The sequence below is a fragment of the Leptospira bandrabouensis genome, assembly GCF_004770905.1.
GTDB lineage: Bacteria > Spirochaetota > Leptospiria > Leptospirales > Leptospiraceae > Leptospira_A > Leptospira_A bandrabouensis.
The window spans coordinates 660,583-678,055 of the sequence record NZ_RQHT01000014.1 but is presented as its reverse complement, the minus strand read 5'-3'; the positions used below and the strand labels follow the sequence as shown (position 1 = coordinate 678,055).

Sequence of the window (17,473 nt, the reverse complement as noted above, 5' to 3'; positions counted from 1 at the left end):
TCCTATTCCTTTTTTTGAACTGGAAGAATGAACCACCATATTTCAGAACATCCATCTTTACAGCCGTTCGATATTTCCGAATACAAGGGAGTTCGAGGTAAAAATTTTTATGATATGGACCCCGCCTTACAAAGAATGGTTCATCGATACTCAGAGAATTTTACCCCAGACCATAAAAAAGCAATGGAAGATCATATCCGAAAATACGGGGAACTTGTGGGTGGGGTTTTGGATGAACTTACGGAAGAGTGCCATAAAGAAGGAAAATATGGAGAGGTTGTAAAGTTTGATAGAACAGGAAAAAGAATCGATTTTATCAAATATTCAGAAGAACAAAAATTGGCGCGAAAAATTTCTTATGATCATGGAGTCGTCAATTTAGACTTCCATCCTGATTGGAAATATGAATTCCCGCATATTCATCGCTATGCGCTGACCTATTTAATGAATATGAATGGAGAAGGTGGTGTGGCTTGTCCTTTGGCAATGACTGATGGAATTATCCTCGCACTCAAAAAAATTGGAACAGAAGAACAAAAGAAAAAATACCTTCCCCTTGTTGCAGGAAAGGGAAGTCCTTCTCATTTTATGGCAGGACAATATGTAACAGAAAGAGTAGGTGGCAGTAATGTTTCTGCCAATCGTACCATTGCTAAAAAACTTCCGAACGGCAAATGGGAGTTAACCGGTGAAAAATGGTTTTGTTCGAACCCGGGAGACCTTTGGGTCACAACGGCAAAGATGGAAGGAACCAACACCGTTGGTATGTTTCTTGTTCCTAGGATTAAAGAAAACGGGGAACTGAATGGACATCATATCCTACGGAAAAAAGATATCATCGGATCTCGAGGAAAACTTACTGTAGAAATTATTTATGACAAGGTAGAAGCCGAAGAGTTTGGTCGCCCAGGTCATGGACTTGTGAACCTCATTCGTTACATCATCAAAACTTCTCGATTGCATGTCGGACTTGGTTCCAGTGGAAACGCAAGAAGGTCAGTGATGGAAGCATCTGAATATGCAAAGTTTAGAACCGCTTACGGGAAAAAGATTTTAGAGTTTCCTTCTTTTACAAAAACCTTAGCGGAAATGCAAATTTTACAAACAGGAAATTGTTTTGTGAACTTTCGTTCGGCTAATTTATCAGAAAAAGATCATGATGCGGCAGAGATTACCGTTCCGCTCATGAAATATAAATCATCTTCCCAAGCAAGTTATATCACACAAAAAGCAATCTTAACTTTAGGTGGAAATGGAATCATTGGAGATTTTTCTCCTCTACCTCGTTTGCATAATGATTCCATCATCAATGAAACTTGGGAAGGAACCCATCTCATTATTACGGACCATTGTTTGCATGCTTTACAAAAACCAAAGGTTTATACGGCCTTCCAATCTTTGTTGGATGAATTAACAAAATCTTCTGGAAACCATCAGGAATTAAAAAATGCATTCGAAGTTTTCCAAACCAAACGAAAGGAATTGGAACACATGATTAAAAACGAGTCAAAAGATTGGAAAGATATGAATCGAGTTTATATTGCTGATGTAACCTATCAAGTATTCCTACTGGCTGAGTTTTTAGAACAAGCAGCTTATGACATGGCAAACAAATTACCTACTAAGTATTTATATTTTGCCAATGGGTATGCCGAGATGGTGCGGGATGGACTCGAAGCACCAAGACAAAAAGAGGGAGTTTTCTTTGATCCTAAAGCCATGGAGACCTTCCTTTCCTTTTAAAGTATGGAAAATTTTTTACTGTTAGGAATTTGTTTTGGATTGGGGTTGTTTTTCCGAAGACTTCCTCAGTTTCCTGAATCCACGCCCAAGGTTTTAAACGGGTTTATCCTTTTTATTTCTTTACCTTCTCTTGTTTTGTATCATGTCCATGAACTAAAAGTAGATGTTACTTCTCTTTTGCCTTCTTCTATGCCTTGGGTGGTTTTTGGGATAGCGGTTGTTTTTTTTCTTGGATTGTACAAACTAAAGTTTTTAAAGTTTCATACTGCAGTCTGTTTGGTGTTAACTGCTGGGCTTGGAAATACATCCTTTGTGGGTTTTCCATTACTTGAAACATATTTAGGCAAAGAATCTTTAGGTTACGGAATTTTGGCAGACCAATTGGGAACCTTTATGGTTCTCAGTTTTCCTGGAATCATTTTGGCTTCGATTGCTATGGATGGAAAATGGGACTTAACCACTCTCGTGAAAAGAGTATTGGGATTTGCTCCTATTTATGCTTTGTTTATTGCTATTCTCACCAGGCAATTTCCTTATCCGGATGCGTTTAAGCTTGTTTTACTTCGATTAGGTGATACTCTCACTCCTCTTGCTTTGGTTTCCGTTGGTTTTATGTTGGATATGCGGACCATTGCAGGCCATGGTAAGGTATTGGCTTTAGGTCTTGGGTTTAAACTTATTCTCGCACCAATCATCGTGTATTGGATTTATTCTCCATTAAAAGAGGATACATTACTTTTCCAAACGATAGTTTTGGAATCGGCAATGGCTCCAATGGTCACTTCTACAGTGATCACAATTGAAAAAAATATTTCACCTCATTTAGCAAGCCTTATGTTGGGAATTGGAATTCCTATTTCCTTTGGCACCACATACGTTCTTAACTTTTTGTTGAAAGGAAACTACATTTGAACCTAAAATTTTTACTTTTACTCATCCTCGCGATGGTCTCTTGGGGAATCTCTTGGCCCATCGGTAAAATGATCGCAGGAACGGTTCCAGTTTCGGTCTTAGTATTTTGGCGATTCCTTGCTACTTTTCTTTCTGTGATTCCTCTCCTTGTTGTGATGAAAATTCCCTTTAAACTCAAAACTGGAAAGGATTATTGGAATGTTCTTGTTGGCGGTATCATTTATACTTTTTACAATCAGTTCTTTTTTCTGGGTTTAAAAAATGGCCTTCCGGGAGCAGGAGGAGTCCTTGTCACTACCCTCAACCCTATTGTAACTTTTTTCATTGTTGTGCTTGTACAAAAAAAACGAATTTCTAAACGCCAAGTCATTGGATTGTTTTTTGGATTTATTGGTGGACTTGTAATTTTACAAGTCTGGAAGATAAGTATCGATTATTTATTGTTATCTGGTAATTTATTCTTTTTGTTATGTTCTTTTGTTTGGGCAACACTTTCTCTCAATAGCCAGTCCACCGGAAAATCGATGTCTCCGGTGACTTATAGTTTTTATGTTTATGCTGTGGGATCTATCATTGAACTTCTATTTTGTTTTAATGATCCGAGTTTTTGGAAAGTATGGGAGGAAGGGTTTTCCTTCTGGGCTTCCATTTTTTATTTAACTGTGATCTCTACTACCTTTGGAACCACTGTTTATTTTTATGCAGCAACTAGACTTGGTTCCGAAATTGCGAGTAGTTTTATCTTTATTGTCCCTCTTTCTGCCTATTTGAGTAGTTATTTGATTTTGAATGAAGTGATACAAATTCCTGTGATCATCGGGGGAGCCTTGGCCATCCTCGCCGTATATTTAATTAATTCGAAACAAAAGAGAAAGGAACCAAATCTTTGAAAAAAATTACATCTTGGAAAAAAAGATTCAAAATTTGGTTATATAACTTTTACCCACCTTACGTAGGAGCTGGGATTCGCATTAAAGAAATTGCTCCAGACTTTTCCTATTTTCGTTCAGAAATGAACTTGCGTTTCTATAACAAGAATTATGTGGGAGTTCATTTTGGTGGATCCTTATATTCCATGTGTGATCCATTTTTTATGTTAATCCTTTTAGAACGATTAGGATCGGACTATATTGTTTGGGACAAAGCTGGAAATATGATTTTTGTCAAACCAGGAATGGGGAAGGTGATCGCCGAATTTCGAATCCCTGATTCAGAGATAAAAAGGATTAAAGAGGAAATCGAAGTTAAGAAAAAAGGGGATTATCTTTTTACCACGGATGTAAAGAACGAAGCGGGAGAGACCATTGCAAAACTAGAAAAGACAGTTTATATTCGCAAACGGGGAAAACTCCCCGTTCAAAATGGATAAATAGTAAAAAAGAATACTTTTTTACTATTTCGTATCTTCCCGTTTAGTATTTTTTGTCTTCATCTTCTGGGATCATACTTGCATAGTATGAAAGTAACGCATCATTTTTGGAATGTACGACTCGATTGGATTCCTCAATCATCTTTCGTTTTTCCAAAATCTTTTTACCTTTTTCCCAAACTTCATCGGCATCTTTGATGAGATAATTCCCATTATGGCGAGAAATAAAATCTTCGACTAACATTTTACTTTGTGTTAGTTCGACAGAAAAATCATTCTCTACCAAAATTTTTGCAACTATTTGATTTGGTAAAATTTTATGATACTGTTTCCAACCTTTTGTAATGCGGTAACTAAGTTCCAATGTTGGATCTTCTGTATGTGCATATTCAGAGATCGGAATTGGATCACAAAACTCTACATATACATTGGAACGTTTAGCAAGAAATCCCGCCATACCCAACTCTTCTGGAATATTGCAAAACTGGTTATCTTCCGGAACAGTTTCATAGGATACAGAAATTGGTACGATGACTATCTCTGTTCCTGAACTACGGAATGCATTCACAGCAGTTGTGAGTAATCCCGTTTTAACAGGAACAATTCCTCCTGTCCTCGAACGAGTTCCTTCTGGATAAACAAGAGATGGAATTCCTTGTTCTAACATCACCTGTGAATACAGAGTAAGACATTCCAAATACAAACTGTTTCGTGTTCGTTCACGATCGACTGCATAGGCACCAAGTGACTTTAACATCCATTCCCAAAAAGGATTGGACATCAAATTAATGCCTGCCGCATAACGAGGAACAGGTAATCCTAAGTGAAATAAGGAATAAGCAACTTCCACTGAGTCTAAATGAGATCTATGTGTAGGAGCATACAATAAATTGTATTTAGAAGACAGTGCTTTTACCACTTCCGTTTTTCCACCGATATGAGGAATCATCGATCCTTTTAGAAACCCACCAGAGAAAAGGCGAATTGGAGCAACAAATCTAAGGATGGATTCTCTTACGGTTGGGCTATAGTTATCTGCAATTTCTGTGACATAGAAACGAACGAGTTCCTTAACGAGAGCATTTTCTTCATCTTTTTGGCAATTTTGGAATCTCTGCCAAATTTCAAGTTCTGATGCAAACTTAACCTCATCTAACTTTTGTTTTTTGCGAGTGGCTTTGGTAAGTCTTTTTTGCGTAGATTCAATAACGGCTGAAGATTGTTTTTTAACACGACCAACAGTACCTGGGACATTGCTGATATGTTTGATAATTCGATCTACAAGCAAATTTTGAAAATCAATTCCAGATGTTAAGTTAAGTCCTACTTTCTTTTGAACCACCAGTGGAATGTTTTTCGATTCTGTTTTTTTACCGCAAATCAAATCAATTAAAGCATCTGGTGGTTGTTTTCTTGTTAGAACATCAAATAGAGTTCTGTGTAAGGTAAACGGCAGACGAATTTCATTGGCAAGTTCAATCAGAATACTAAGTGCATAAGTTCCTTCCACGTTATCATGCCATTTAGTAGATTCTCTTTCGATAAAGGATCTTGGTGCAAAGAATATCTCAATTCTATCTTTGATACTTAGTTTTTCACCACCTGACAAAAGTTCACCGACAATCTTTTGTCCAAATCCACGGTTTCTACTTTTATTACTAGTAGCAGTTGTTATAAAATCGGCAAGTCCTGATCTTCCCATCACTGTGTCGGGTCTTGCACCATAACGCATGGCAAGGTCTCTCACTTCCTGAAATCCTACAGATAAAATTTCTCCAAGTAAGTTTGCACCATAACGAGGGAGGAGAGAAACAATGCCGCTAGCAATGGCCATTGGGTTTTTAGCAACACCAACAATTTCCATTCCTACAACATCATCGGTAACTGATGTATTGATAAAATTTGAAGTGAGGACTTCGGCAAGAAACTCCGATGTTTCTTTTTCGTAAGATCCAATGTTAAAAAAACTAAATTTTTCTTCTAAAATTTCTCCAAGGAGGGAAGGGCCATTGGCTACGGCAACGGATGAATTCGAAAAATTTCTTTCTTTTAGATAGTTTTGTAAATATTGCGAATAAGTAATGAATCCTGTTTTTTTTCTATTTTTGGAATCCAATATACCTTTGGTTAAAAATGAAAACACATAGCTATTGTTTGGTTCTAAAACATCCAAAAGGGAATGGACACTATCTAAAAAAGACCGGGAAGGGACGGCAATATGGAAAACCCAGTCATCTCTTCCAAAAGAATCTAAACTGGAAACAATATCAATATGATCGGGAAGATCTACTGTTTTTCCCATAATCTCTGTTTGACGGCGTTTCTTTAGAACCTCTACAAATTCTTTGTCTGGAATCCAGAGAGTGATAGGATCAAACTTTTGTGCCAGTAAGGAAGCCATAATAATACCCATTGGGCCACTTCCGAGAACTGCATGTTTTAAGTCGTTATAGGCTATTTGCATAAAAAATTAACAATACGAATCGAAGAGAAATCTCACTTTTTTTGTTTGCTTGAAACGATTCGAGTCTATCGAAAAGGTATCAGGAGAGTGTAAATCGTCAAGTCACAATGATTCGAGCTGGTATTGTATTTTTAAGTCTGTCCATAATTCCGGCCCTATTTGGCTGGTATCAAATGTGGCTTGGTCTTTCTGGTCCGCAAGAGGTCAATTTGGCGATTGCTCTCGTAGTTTCCTTTCTTTGGGTGACAGAACTTTTTCCACTCTACGTTACGGGTTTTTTAGTTCTATTTTTGGAACTTGTTTGGTTACTTCCGACTTGGGGACCGGGAGCACCAAAAACGATTACTTTTCTTTCCTGTTATTTTTCAGAGACCATTTTACTTTTCTTAGGTGGATTTGTGATTTCTTCAGCAATCACCTTTTATGGTTTAGATTCTTCGATTGCTAGGTTTGTGATCCAAAAAACAAAAGGTTCAGCCTTTTTACTGGTTCTTTCCTTAGGTTTTGCTACCGCATTTTTGTCCTGTTTTATGAATAATACTGCCACAGCAGCCATGATGCTTGGACTTGTTTCCTCTATGATGAAGTCTTTAGAAGATAATAATCCTTTACGGAAATCACTCCTTTTTATGGTTCCATTCTCGGCCAATTTGGGTGGGATCGGGACACCTGTTGGAACACTTCCCAATGTCATTGGAATTGGATATTTACAGGAAAGAGGATTGGAATTTGGATTTTTGAATTGGATGGGATTTGCTTTTCCTGTATTCATCCTTTCCGTTTTGGCACTTGCTATACTATTGTACATTGTGTACTTAAAAAAGGATCAATCTAGAAATTCAATTTCTTCCATTCAAGTTTCAGTGATCGATGATTCCCTTTCCAAACGAGATAGGTCCATAGCTTTGGGGATTATTTCGATTACGATTCTAGGTTGGATCACCTCTGATTGGCACGGGATTTCTAACGGCACTGTCGCCTTGTTTCCTGTAATTGTATTTTTTGGATTTCGACTATTGGACTTAAAAGAATTTCGTAACCTTTCATGGGATGTATTAATCCTTATGGGAGGAGGAATTGCACTTGGGAAAGCTTTTGAAGAAACAGGCCTTGCAAAACATTTTGTCGAAGTTTTTATGTTAGGCGATTCTGGTCAATTTGGTCTATTTTTATTTTTTTCCTTACTTTCTTTGGGGCTTTCTTGTTTTTTAAGTAACACCAGTGTCGCCAATTTAATTTTGCCAATCACTATGGGTCTTCCCTCGCATCTTATTTTACCAGCTGCCATCGGTGCTACCATAGGGGCTTCGCTTGCCATGCCACTCCCCGTTTCGACGCCACCCAATGCTTTGGCCTTTAGTTATGGTGGAATCAGAAGTATCGAGATGTTGAAGGTAGGGGGTATCATATCCGTGATTGCATGGACCTTATTTGTGTCCATTGGAGGGTTTATGTTACATATCTTGGAGATTGTCGATTTTTCTAAGTTTTAAAAAAAAGACTTTTCCTCTCTCAAACTTCTAGTACTTTACTTTCGAATTATGCGATGTATTCGGAATTTTAGATTTTTCTCCGTATTTGTACCATTTTTTCTTCTCTCCTGTTACAACTATATGAGTGAAGATGTTCCTATCATTTTAAGGCCAGAATTCAAACAACCCATTGCGATTCTTACCATCAAAGTGTCCACTCCAGAAAACGATAAAACCAAAAGAGAAATCACAAACATTTATACAAAATATTTAATGGAAACAGGAAATTTCGGACGAGTGTTATCTGATGGAGTGAGAGCGAATCACCACATTGATTTGTATACAAGTGAGGTGAATGAGTATGAACACTTTTGGATTTCTTCCATTTCCACCTTGTTTATGTTAGGTACTGCTGGTCTTTTGCCATCCATATACTCCAAAGAAAGAGTTTTACATGCAGATTTTTATCTTAATGATAAGCTGGTTGGTCGTGAGAAATATAGGCAGAAACATTCCACCTTATTTGGGGTTCCTTTTATGTTTATTTGGGAAACTGGAATTAAGGAAGCTAAGACAATTCAATTTAACAAAGAAAAAAATCTTATACACAATGTAGTACAAGATTATAATCGTTACTTATAGGAGACTTTATGAAATTTTTTGCACATTTAAAATTAACAAATATTCAATGGAAATGTTTACCTTTGATTTTTGTTTTAAGTATATTTACTTTTGTTTGTAAAACTCCGGACGTAAAAAAAACTCCTGTTGTTGAAGTTAAAAAGCCGGAACCAGTAGAAAAGGTAGTAGAGGCACAAGATCCTAATTTAGCATTTTTAGAAAGTATCGAAGATGGAAGGGAACTTCCAGATTCAGACAAATGGAAAGTAGAACAATACGATGCATTTACGGAAGATACTTTTCCTTCATACGCTCCCGCAAACGCTAATATCGATTTTTCAAAAGTAGATTATCCTTTATTAAATGCGGCAATTTTTTATGTAACTTCGAAAGAAAGAAAATCACTTGGCCTTCGTCCATTTAAGTATTCTGAAAAATGTGAACAGGCTGCTTTTGGACATGCACAAGACATGGTCACTTATGATTTTTTTTCTCATACCAGTACAGTAAACGGAAAAGAAACCTTACGTGATCGTTTAGATTTGGTAGGAATTTCAGATACTTATTCGGCTGAGAATATCATTAGTTCTTTTGGAATTCAATACCAAGGGGGACGTGCCGTTTTTACACCAATACAAAATGGTGGTCCATTTTTTAGTTATACAAAAGCGGGGACTCCCATTCCTAACCATACTTACTTAAGTTTAGCTAAATCTGTTGTTGAAACTTGGTTTAATTCACCAAGCCATAGAAAAAATATTCTTAATCCTGAATTTACTTATATGGGTGCCGGAACTTACTTCTACAAAGACAAAAAATTTTACGACATAGACAAAGTAAAAGCGGTTCAAGTATTTACAGCGAAACCTTAATTTTCCTTTTCAATAATAAATAAAAATAAACGTACAAAAATGGAAATTTATATAGGTTAGATAATTATTGAACCTGCCATTTTTTTTTAAGTTTGAAATAAGGAAGATGTCTTTTTGGAAATCAGCGAATATGATTTTTTAGCAAAATTTGCAGCAAATTTATTTGAATCTAAATATTCGCTGATTGCCTCTTTTGACAGAAACGAAATTTATTTCAATGTGAGTTATGGAATTCCCAAGAATCAAACTCTTGGCTTAGTCTCTCTGTCTTCACAAGTTCTTGAATTAACAAAAGACATTGTTATCATAGAAGATTTCACTAAAGACCAAAGTGTAATAAATTTTCAGAAAGCCAAAGTAGATTTTAAATTAACATTTTTTATTGGCATTCCCTTCTTTCATGAAGATGGATCATTATTAGGCATAATCTCTGTATTGGACAATTGTTCCAAAGAAGTCAGTTCCAAACAAATTGAACTTTTTCGTGAGCTATCCGAGAGAGTAAAGATGTTGTTATGTGAAAAAAATGCGTCTGTAAGTTTACAAACCAATGAATTAATTTTATTTAAAAATACTCCAAGTGAAAAATCGTTATCTGTTTTCGGAACAGAGCAAGCCATTAATGAAATCAAAAAAATGGAAAAAAGTCTACGGATTAGTGAAGATGCTTTTCGAGAAAATTTTGATAATGCAGCCATTGGGATGGCCTTACTCGATGAAACCGGTAGATGGCTAAAAGTTAACAAAAGAGTTTGCGATATCTTAGGTTATTCTGAGTCAGAATTTATGAATCTTACGTTTCAAGACATCACACACCCTGAAGACTTAAATGCAGATTTAACTTATCTTAAGGAACTTATCTCAGATAAACGAAAATTTTACCAAATGGAGAAACGGTATTTCCGGAAAAATGGAAACATCGTGTATGTTATTTTGGCCGTTTCTGTAGTAAAAAATGAAGATGGAAAAGTAATCAATTTTATTTCTCAAATTGTTGATATTACAGAACAAAAGTTAGTTGAAGATAAACTAAAACAAGCTTTAGCAAAAAATCAGGCAATATTAGATGCAAGTACTCTCGTATCAATCATTAGCACAGATACAGATGGAATGATTAGTGGCTTTAATCGTGGAGCCGAAAAGATGTTAGGTTATGATTCTGAAGAATTAGTCGGAAAACATACTCCAAAAATTTTACACATTGACAGTGAAATCGAAGAAAAAGCCAAATTACTTTCCAAAGAATACAATCGAACGTTTGTTGGATTCGAAATATTTACTCACTATGCAAATATTGAAAAACCAATTACCTTGGAATGGACCTACAAGAGAAAGGATGGATCCACATTTCCAGTTTTATTGTCTGTTACAGTTGTAAAACAGAACGATCAAATTGTAGGTTATCTTGGCATCGCTGTTGATATTACTGAACAGAAAAAAGCTGAAGCAGAGATTCAATCTTTATTAGACATTACCAAGGAACAAAACCATCGATTGAAAAATTTCACGAACATTGTGTCACATAATTTGAGTTCACATAGTTTTGGAATTAGCGGAATGATGGAAATTTTGCAAAACTCCTTCCCTGAGTATTTTCAAAATGAAATGATGCAGTTATTATTTGGAGCCACAGAAAATTTAAAACGGACGATAGAAGATCTGACTGCAGTTATTAAAGTAAATTTAACTCAAGAAAATTATGAATTTGTGGATCTTGTTAGAATCATACAAAAAAATGTCGAAAGTTTGAGTTTCCAAATTATAGAATCAAAGTTAAAAATTGAAATCAATTTTCCGAATCAATTATTGGTTCGCGGGATTCCTGCTTATTTAGATAGCATTGTGCTAAATTTGATTACCAATGCCATCAAGTATAAATCGAATGATCGAAATAGTTATTTGAAAATATCAAGTTTCATAAAAGAAAAAATGATTGCGATTCAATTTGAGGACAATGGCCAAGGGATTGATCTAAAGAAACATGGTGATAAGTTATTTGGAATGTACAAAACTTTTCATGAAAACAAAGAAGCCAGGGGAGTCGGATTATTTATTTCAAAAAATCAAATAGAGACCATGGGAGGAAAAATTGAGGTTGAAAGTACAGTAGGAGTTGGTACAAAATTTACTGTATTTTTACCCTATGAATGAAATCAATTTAGCCTGCGTTGTGGAGGATGATCCTGTTCATCTTTTTTTGACAAAACAAGTCATCACCCTTTCCGGTATGGTAAAACAGACCGTAGTTTGCCAAAATGGGAAAGATGCATATGACATGCTTGTCTCTCGAATTTCTAGTTCAGAATCTTTGCCTGATTTGATTTTATTAGATTTGAATATGCCAATTTGGGATGGTTGGCAGTTCTTAGATGAAATCTCTGCTCTTTCGTTGGATCAAAAAATAACCATATATATCGTCACAAGTTCTTCTGATGAGGACGATTTAAAAAGAGCAGAAAAATACAATTTACGAGGAAATTATATCATTAAACCGATCACCATCGATAAACTAAGAGAGATCATTTACGAAATGAACTAAAGTTTGGTTGGTTTCGGTGGGAAGTCAGTAGGTATATGGAGACCATTCAAGGAATGGTTTTCTCTTAAGGAACGATATAAAAGTTATTTTTACTTCAAAGCCATTTTCACTATAATTTCAAATTCTTTTTTGGTTACTGGTTGGATCGATAACCTTGATCCTTTTTGAGTTACCACCATTTTCTCAAGGCCCTTTGTATTACGCAGAATATCCAAAGGAATTAACTCTTTAAATTTGGTATGAGGTTTTAAGTGGACTCCATACCATCTAGGTTCAGTTCCTTTTAATTTGGGATCAAAGTACTTATGGTTGGGATCAAATTGGTAAGGGTCTGGGCTTGCTTCTTTTGCTACTTCTGCAATACCTACAATTCCCGGTGGATCGAGCCTACTATGATAAAATAAAACCAAGTCACCTAATTTCACTTCGTCACGAAGATAATTACGTGCTTGGTAATTTCTAACACCTTCCCAATAAGAGAGTTTTTCTCTTATTAGGTCGTCGATGGAAAATACATCTGGTTCTGTTTTAAAGAGCCAATATTTCATCTATGTGTTTAAGCAGAATATGCTGGTTTTGTTGTCGAAGATCCTTTTCCTTTTTTAGATCCTAATCCCGATTTGGAATCAGAGAACTTATCAAAAGAAGGTTGAACAATATCAGTTAGTTCTTGTGCATCAATCGTTTCTTTTGCAAGAAGGGCTTTGGCAATGGCATCCAATTTCTTTTGGTTCTTTTTCACCAAATCACGACCTTTGTCGAGACAAGTTTGGACGATACGTTTGACTTCTTGGTCAATCATTGCAGCAAATTCTTCCGAGTAAGGTTTACTTGTATGCCCATAGTCTCTTCCCATAAATGGAGAGGTTTCCCCTGAACCGTAATGTATAGTTCCTAGTTTTTCAGACATTCCCCATTCACAAACCATACGACGAGCGATGTTCGTTGCTTGTTGGATATCATTAGAAGATCCATTGGAAGGATCACCAAAGATCAGTTCTTCGGCAATGTATCCACCCATAGACATCACAATGCGATCCAAACAATAGTTTTTGCGATAAGAATGTCTGTCCTCTACAGGAAGAGATTGAGTAAGACCAAGGGCACGTCCACGTGGGATAATGGTTACTTTATGAACTGGTTCGGTATACGGCAGTAAGGTGCCAAGTAATGCGTGGCCTGCTTCATGATACGCTGTCATTTCTTTCTCTTTATCAGAGATAAACATAGACTTACGTTCTGGTCCCATCATCACTTTATCACGAGCTTCTTCTAATTCTTCTTGGGTCACACGTTTTTTGTTACGACGTGCGGCAAGGAGGGCTGCTTCGTTGATGAGGTTGGCAAGATCCGCACCTGTAAATCCAGGAGTTCCACGTGCGATAGAGTTAAGAGATATGTCAGAAACTAAAGGAACTTTTTTAGCATGGACTGCTAAAATTTCTTCACGACCTTTGAGATCTGGAAGGTCCACAATCACTTGTCTGTCAAAACGACCGGGACGAAGGAGGGCTGGGTCAAGGACATCGGCACGGTTTGTAGCCGCCATGACAATCACACCTTCATTCATTTCAAATCCATCCATCTCGACTAACATCTGATTGAGGGTTTGTTCTCTCTCGTCGTGTCCACCACCGAGGCCTGCACCACGAAGACGACCAACAGCATCAATCTCATCGATAAAGATGATACAAGGTGCATTCTTTTTTCCTTGGTCAAATAAATCACGGACACGAGAAGCTCCCACACCCACAAACATTTCGACAAAGTCAGATCCAGAAATGGAGAAGAATGGAACTCCCGCTTCACCAGCAACCGCTTTTGCCAGTAAGGTTTTACCAGTTCCTGGAGGACCCACAAGCAGAACACCTTTAGGAATTCTTGCACCAATGGCTTGGAATTTTTTTGGATCTTTTAAAAATTCAATAATTTCTAGTAATTCAACTTTTGCTTCTTCACATCCAGCAACATCGTTAAAAGTCACTTTGACTTTTGGATCCACATTCATCTTGGCACGAGACTTACCAAAGGTAAATGCTTTGTTGCCAGAGGCTTGGAGTTGGCGCATCATAATGAACCAAATAATACCGAGAGCAAATAACCATGGAATGATGCCAGAGACAACACTCCAAAATTTATTTTCTTCTGTAGATTTCGCAGTAAAACTAAGACGTGACTTACGAAGTTTTGTCACCAAATCATCGTTTACTTGTGCTACGTTTGTTTTGAAAAGTTTTGGTTTGTTGTCCTTACTATTTTCAGGAATATACCAACCTTCAATGAGTTCGCGATCAATGATGATTTGTTGTTTGGCGGAAGTTTCCTTTCCATCTTTGGAAGTAATTTTTCCAATTGGCTTTTTCCCTTCGATGGGTTCCACCATATTCAAAAAATCGGAATAACTGATTTCGTCGGGTTTACCGGCGAAGTCCTGACCTTTATAAACCGTTGCCAAAATGACAAGGAATACGAGTAAAAATAGAAATACGGTTTTGATGTTTTTATTCATGTAAAGACTTCTCGATGATTAGACTGAAATCAAAGGTGATATTTCTGAATCACTTCGTCAATATCCCCCATGGATATGGAACGAATCGCCGCTTCGGCGTCATTGATGATCTGTATCAAACTCAGGTTCTCTAATGGCTCAAAATCTTCACGTAAAAATTCTTCTCTTTTTTTAGGATCGAAGCTTGAATTAAGAACACCGATCCGAATTCGTATAAAATTGGGGGATCGTAATGAGACAGAAACCGAGTTGACCCCAGGGTTGACGTCATTTTCACCACCTTTGGTGACCACAATTTGGCCGAGTTCTAACCCGACGTCCTCATGGATGACAACGATGTCTTTTACCTGGATTTTTAAAAAGGAGGCAATATAGAGAACCGACTCACCAGAAAGGTCACTGAAGGTTTGTGGTTTGAGTAAAACCACTTCGTCCCCTTCGAAGTCACCACGACCGATGAGCGATTTTTTCTTTTTAGTTTTGATTTCGATGCCAATGTTATTCGCTATGACATCGAGAATCTTAAAACCAATGTTAGATCGATTGTTGTTATATTTATCGCCAGGATTTCCTAGCCCTACAATTAACTTCATTGGTTCTTAAAAGTTGTTCTTACTTCTTAGCCGCTTTTTTAGCTGCTGGTTTGCCTTTGCTATCTGCTTCCGCTTTTTCAGCACGTTCAGCAGCAAGGATCGCTTTTGTTTTGTTACAAGAAGCAACAATCGGATCACCATTCACAAGAATTTCCCAAGAAGCAGGGTGTGGTAACTCGGAAACTTTAATCATATTTCCGATATCTAAACCGCTTACATCTAAAGTAATTACGTCAGTTAAGTCTTCTGGAGTAGATTTAACTTTGATTTCGTGAACTAAATGTTCGAACTGTCCACCTGCTTTAGAACCTTTAGCAACACCAGTTGTTTTGATAGCTACTGTTGTAAGAATCTTTTTACCAGGAGTTACTTTAAAGAAGTCGATATGGCGGATTTGGCCAGTGTGTGGAAATCTTTGGATTTCTTTTACGAAAACTCTTTCTGTTTTACCATCAAGTTCGAGGTCAATAAGAGTTGCCTTACGAATTCCTGAGTCGATGAGTCTTTGGATTTCTTTTTCGACAACACTTGCCGATCTTGCTTCACCGTTTCCGATGATGTTTGCCGGTACTAAACCTTCCACACGCATTCTTCTAGCAGGACCTTTTCCTTTAGAAGTTCTTGTTTGTGCTTTGATACTGATTTTTTCCATGATTATGTTCCTTAAAGTTATGAAAACAGACTAGAGATTGATTCTTCGTTATGAATCCGCTCGATGGCTTTAGCAAAGAGTGGGGCGATGGAGAGCGTTTTCAAGTGATTTATTTTTTTGGTCTCCGGAATGACGATAGAATTTGAGAGCACAATTTGTTTGAAGTTGGCTTCATTCAATTTGGCAGGTGCTTCTCCGGAAAGAACTCCGTGAGAGGCACAACATAATACCGATTTTGCTCCATTTTGATACAATGCAGTGGCTGCTTTGGCAATGGTTCCACCTGTATCAATCATATCATCGAGTAATAAGCAGTTTTTATCTTTGATTTCACCAATGACATGCATCACCACAGACTCGTTAGCTTTTGGTCTACGTTTGTCAATGATGGCAAGAGATCCGTTTACTTTTTTGCCAAAGTTACGTGCTCTTTCGGCTCCACCAGAATCTGGCGAAACAATCACAAGGTCTTCCATATTAAGAGAGTTGATGTACTCAGCAAGGACTGGTGAAAAATACAAATGATCCACAGGAATACGAAAGAATCCTTGGATTTGGTCAGCATGTAAGTCCATTGTGAGAACACGATCTGGACCAACAGTTTCGATTAAATCGGCAACCATACGAGCAGAAATCGGAACCCTTGGTTCCACTTTTCTGTCTTGGCGTCCATATCCATAATAAGGAATGACTGCAGTGATTCTACGAGCAGAGGCTCTTCTTGCGGCATCAATAATGAGTAAAAGTTCCATCAAACTGTCGTTTGCTGGAAAGCTAATGGATTGTACTACGAATACATCACGTCCACGAACGTTTTCTTCGATTTTTACAGAACTTTCTCCATCGGAAAATCTTTTGACTGAGATTTGGCCGTTCGGAATGTTTAAGTGTTTACAAATTTCCTCGGCAAGAGGTCTGTTTGCATTTCCAGAAAATACAACTACTTCGCTGGGATTCATACTCCAACCAACCCTTTATCTATATATTGTTTTGCAAGAGCCAAATCATCAGGAGAATTGATACCGTGGCTTTCTAAAGCATTTGCCAAAGTTTTTGCACCGACCTTTTTCCCCAAAGATCTGAAAATTTTGATCACATCTGTCAGGTAATATTCTTTTTGTGCGTTGTCGTTGCCGATTTGTTTTAAGGCAGTAAACAAATCTTCTGTATTAAAACAGTAAGTTCCTGTATTTACTTCGTTAACGGCCTTTTCTTCAGGACTTGCATCTTTTTCTTCTACAATTCTTAAAAGGCTGCCATCATCGGAAGAACGAATGATACGACCGTATCCTGTTGGGTTTTCCATCTTAGCGGAAAGTACAGTCGCAGAATATCCATTGGCTTTGTGAAGCTCTATGAGTTCGGAAAATGATTTAGCTGAAATAAGTGGGGCATCGCCGCAAGCAACAATCGTATAACCAGTGTATGGTGCTAATTGTTTCTCTGCAGAAATCACTGCATGGCCAGTTCCCAATTGTTCGGTTTGTTCTGCAAATTCCACACCGGGAAATGATTTTGCGATATCGGTAACGATATCTTTGCGGTAACCGACAACCACTACCTTTCGGCCTATGCCGGCGGATTCGATATTTCGAAGAACGTGAATTAAAAGTGGAGATTCGTTCAGTACAACCGCAACCTTGGGAAGCTCACTCTTCATTCGAGTTCCTTTCCCCGCCGCCAAAATAACAGCAGTTACAGTATTATGTAGGTTCATCGTTCGTTCT

Annotated in this window: 15 protein-coding genes and 1 pseudogene; 9 read left to right on the top strand and 7 right to left on the bottom strand. The window is 37.3% G+C overall.

Annotated features, from left to right (window positions below):
* Positions 1–27 precede the first annotated feature (27 nt).
* The 4 genes and pseudogenes from EHR07_RS10325 to EHR07_RS10310 all read left to right on the top strand — a co-directional run.
* Positions 28–1,662: pseudogene (locus tag EHR07_RS10325) on the top strand (acyl-CoA dehydrogenase family protein); the annotation flags it as partial.
* Between the two features lie 84 nt (positions 1,663–1,746).
* Positions 1,747–2,655 (top strand): AEC family transporter, encoded by a 909-nt coding sequence (locus tag EHR07_RS10320; RefSeq protein ID WP_135745011.1) that lies wholly within the window; start codon positions 1,747–1,749, stop codon positions 2,653–2,655.
* The gene (locus EHR07_RS10315) at positions 2,652–3,545 is read left to right on the top strand and encodes a DMT family transporter (protein ID WP_135745010.1); all 894 of its coding nucleotides are present in this window, start codon (positions 2,652–2,654) and stop codon (positions 3,543–3,545) included. The genes EHR07_RS10320 and EHR07_RS10315 overlap by 4 nt, the downstream gene beginning before the upstream one ends.
* Positions 3,542–4,024, top strand: coding sequence for a DUF4442 domain-containing protein (locus tag EHR07_RS10310; protein ID WP_135745009.1), 483 nt, complete (start codon positions 3,542–3,544; stop codon positions 4,022–4,024). Before EHR07_RS10315 ends, EHR07_RS10310 begins: the two co-directional genes overlap by 4 nt.
* Before the next feature lie 43 nt (positions 4,025–4,067).
* On the opposite strand, the gene EHR07_RS10305 is transcribed toward EHR07_RS10310, so the two are convergent.
* Complete coding sequence (locus EHR07_RS10305) at positions 4,068–6,488, bottom strand: 1-acyl-sn-glycerol-3-phosphate acyltransferase (protein ID WP_135745008.1); 2,421 nt, start codon at positions 6,486–6,488, stop codon at positions 4,068–4,070.
* A gap of 107 nt (positions 6,489–6,595) precedes the next feature.
* On the opposite strand from EHR07_RS10305, the gene EHR07_RS10300 reads away from it, so the two are divergent.
* From EHR07_RS10300 to EHR07_RS10280, 5 genes are all read left to right on the top strand, one after another.
* The gene (locus tag EHR07_RS10300) at positions 6,596–7,981 is read left to right on the top strand and encodes an SLC13 family permease (RefSeq protein ID WP_135745007.1); all 1,386 of its coding nucleotides are present in this window, start codon (positions 6,596–6,598) and stop codon (positions 7,979–7,981) included.
* A gap of 48 nt (positions 7,982–8,029) precedes the next feature.
* The gene (locus EHR07_RS10295; RefSeq protein WP_208739747.1) at positions 8,030–8,602 is read left to right on the top strand and encodes a hypothetical protein; all 573 of its coding nucleotides are present in this window, start codon (positions 8,030–8,032) and stop codon (positions 8,600–8,602) included.
* A gap of 8 nt (positions 8,603–8,610) precedes the next feature.
* Positions 8,611–9,453, top strand: a complete 843-nt coding sequence (locus tag EHR07_RS10290) for a CAP domain-containing protein (protein ID WP_135745005.1) — start codon at positions 8,611–8,613, stop codon at positions 9,451–9,453.
* 114 nt (positions 9,454–9,567) lie between these two features.
* Positions 9,568–11,604, top strand: a complete 2,037-nt coding sequence (locus EHR07_RS10285; protein ID WP_135745004.1) for a sensor histidine kinase — start codon at positions 9,568–9,570, stop codon at positions 11,602–11,604.
* Positions 11,597–11,992 carry a response regulator gene (locus EHR07_RS10280; protein ID WP_135745003.1) on the top strand — a complete coding sequence of 132 codons (396 nt, stop codon included), beginning with the start codon at positions 11,597–11,599 and terminating at the stop codon, positions 11,990–11,992. The genes EHR07_RS10285 and EHR07_RS10280 overlap by 8 nt, the downstream gene beginning before the upstream one ends.
* Before the next feature lie 89 nt (positions 11,993–12,081).
* Here EHR07_RS10280 and EHR07_RS10275 read toward each other — a convergent pair whose 3' ends face one another.
* From EHR07_RS10275 to EHR07_RS10250, 6 genes are read right to left on the bottom strand one after another with little or no spacing between them, the layout of a single operon-like run.
* Positions 12,082–12,540, bottom strand: coding sequence for an EVE domain-containing protein (locus tag EHR07_RS10275; RefSeq protein ID WP_135745002.1), 459 nt, complete (start codon positions 12,538–12,540; stop codon positions 12,082–12,084).
* Between the two features lie 8 nt (positions 12,541–12,548).
* Positions 12,549–14,501: an ATP-dependent zinc metalloprotease FtsH gene (ftsH, locus tag EHR07_RS10270; protein ID WP_135745001.1), complete on the bottom strand. Its 1,953-nt coding sequence runs from the start codon at positions 14,499–14,501 to the stop codon at positions 12,549–12,551.
* 29 nt (positions 14,502–14,530) lie between these two features.
* Positions 14,531–15,094: an aminoacyl-tRNA hydrolase gene (gene pth, locus EHR07_RS10265; RefSeq protein ID WP_135572293.1), complete on the bottom strand. Its 564-nt coding sequence runs from the start codon at positions 15,092–15,094 to the stop codon at positions 14,531–14,533.
* Between the two features lie 19 nt (positions 15,095–15,113).
* Positions 15,114–15,746 (bottom strand): 50S ribosomal protein L25/general stress protein Ctc, encoded by a 633-nt coding sequence (locus tag EHR07_RS10260; RefSeq protein WP_135745000.1) that lies wholly within the window; start codon positions 15,744–15,746, stop codon positions 15,114–15,116.
* 17 nt (positions 15,747–15,763) lie between these two features.
* Complete coding sequence (locus EHR07_RS10255) at positions 15,764–16,705, bottom strand: ribose-phosphate pyrophosphokinase (RefSeq protein ID WP_135744999.1); 942 nt, start codon at positions 16,703–16,705, stop codon at positions 15,764–15,766.
* On the bottom strand, positions 16,702–17,463 hold the full coding sequence (locus EHR07_RS10250; RefSeq protein WP_135744998.1) for a sugar phosphate nucleotidyltransferase: 762 nt from the start codon (positions 17,461–17,463) through the stop codon (positions 16,702–16,704). Before EHR07_RS10250 ends, EHR07_RS10255 begins: the two co-directional genes overlap by 4 nt.
* Between the last annotated feature and the right edge of the window lie 10 nt (positions 17,464–17,473).

Excerpts from the sequence above, each read along its gene's own strand:
- EHR07_RS10260 (WP_135745000.1), bottom strand. The coding sequence starts at position 15,746 with ATGGAAAAAATCAGTATCAAAGCACAAACAAGAACTTCTAAAGGAAAA.
- EHR07_RS10280 (WP_135745003.1), top strand. The coding sequence starts at position 11,597 with ATGAATGAAATCAATTTAGCCTGCGTTGTGGAGGATGATCCTGTTCAT.
- EHR07_RS10305 (WP_135745008.1), bottom strand. The coding sequence starts at position 6,488 with ATGCAAATAGCCTATAACGACTTAAAACATGCAGTTCTCGGAAGTGGC.
- ftsH (WP_135745001.1), bottom strand. The coding sequence starts at position 14,501 with ATGAATAAAAACATCAAAACCGTATTTCTATTTTTACTCGTATTCCTT.
- EHR07_RS10300 (WP_135745007.1), top strand. The coding sequence starts at position 6,596 with ATGATTCGAGCTGGTATTGTATTTTTAAGTCTGTCCATAATTCCGGCC.
- EHR07_RS10255 (WP_135744999.1), bottom strand. The coding sequence starts at position 16,705 with ATGAATCCCAGCGAAGTAGTTGTATTTTCTGGAAATGCAAACAGACCT.
- EHR07_RS10250 (WP_135744998.1), bottom strand. The coding sequence starts at position 17,463 with ATGAACCTACATAATACTGTAACTGCTGTTATTTTGGCGGCGGGGAAA.
- EHR07_RS10320 (WP_135745011.1), top strand. The coding sequence starts at position 1,747 with ATGGAAAATTTTTTACTGTTAGGAATTTGTTTTGGATTGGGGTTGTTT.
- EHR07_RS10295 (WP_208739747.1), top strand. The coding sequence starts at position 8,030 with ATGCGATGTATTCGGAATTTTAGATTTTTCTCCGTATTTGTACCATTT.
- EHR07_RS10275 (WP_135745002.1), bottom strand. The coding sequence starts at position 12,540 with ATGAAATATTGGCTCTTTAAAACAGAACCAGATGTATTTTCCATCGAC.
- EHR07_RS10290 (WP_135745005.1), top strand. The coding sequence starts at position 8,611 with ATGAAATTTTTTGCACATTTAAAATTAACAAATATTCAATGGAAATGT.
- pth (WP_135572293.1), bottom strand. The coding sequence starts at position 15,094 with ATGAAGTTAATTGTAGGGCTAGGAAATCCTGGCGATAAATATAACAAC.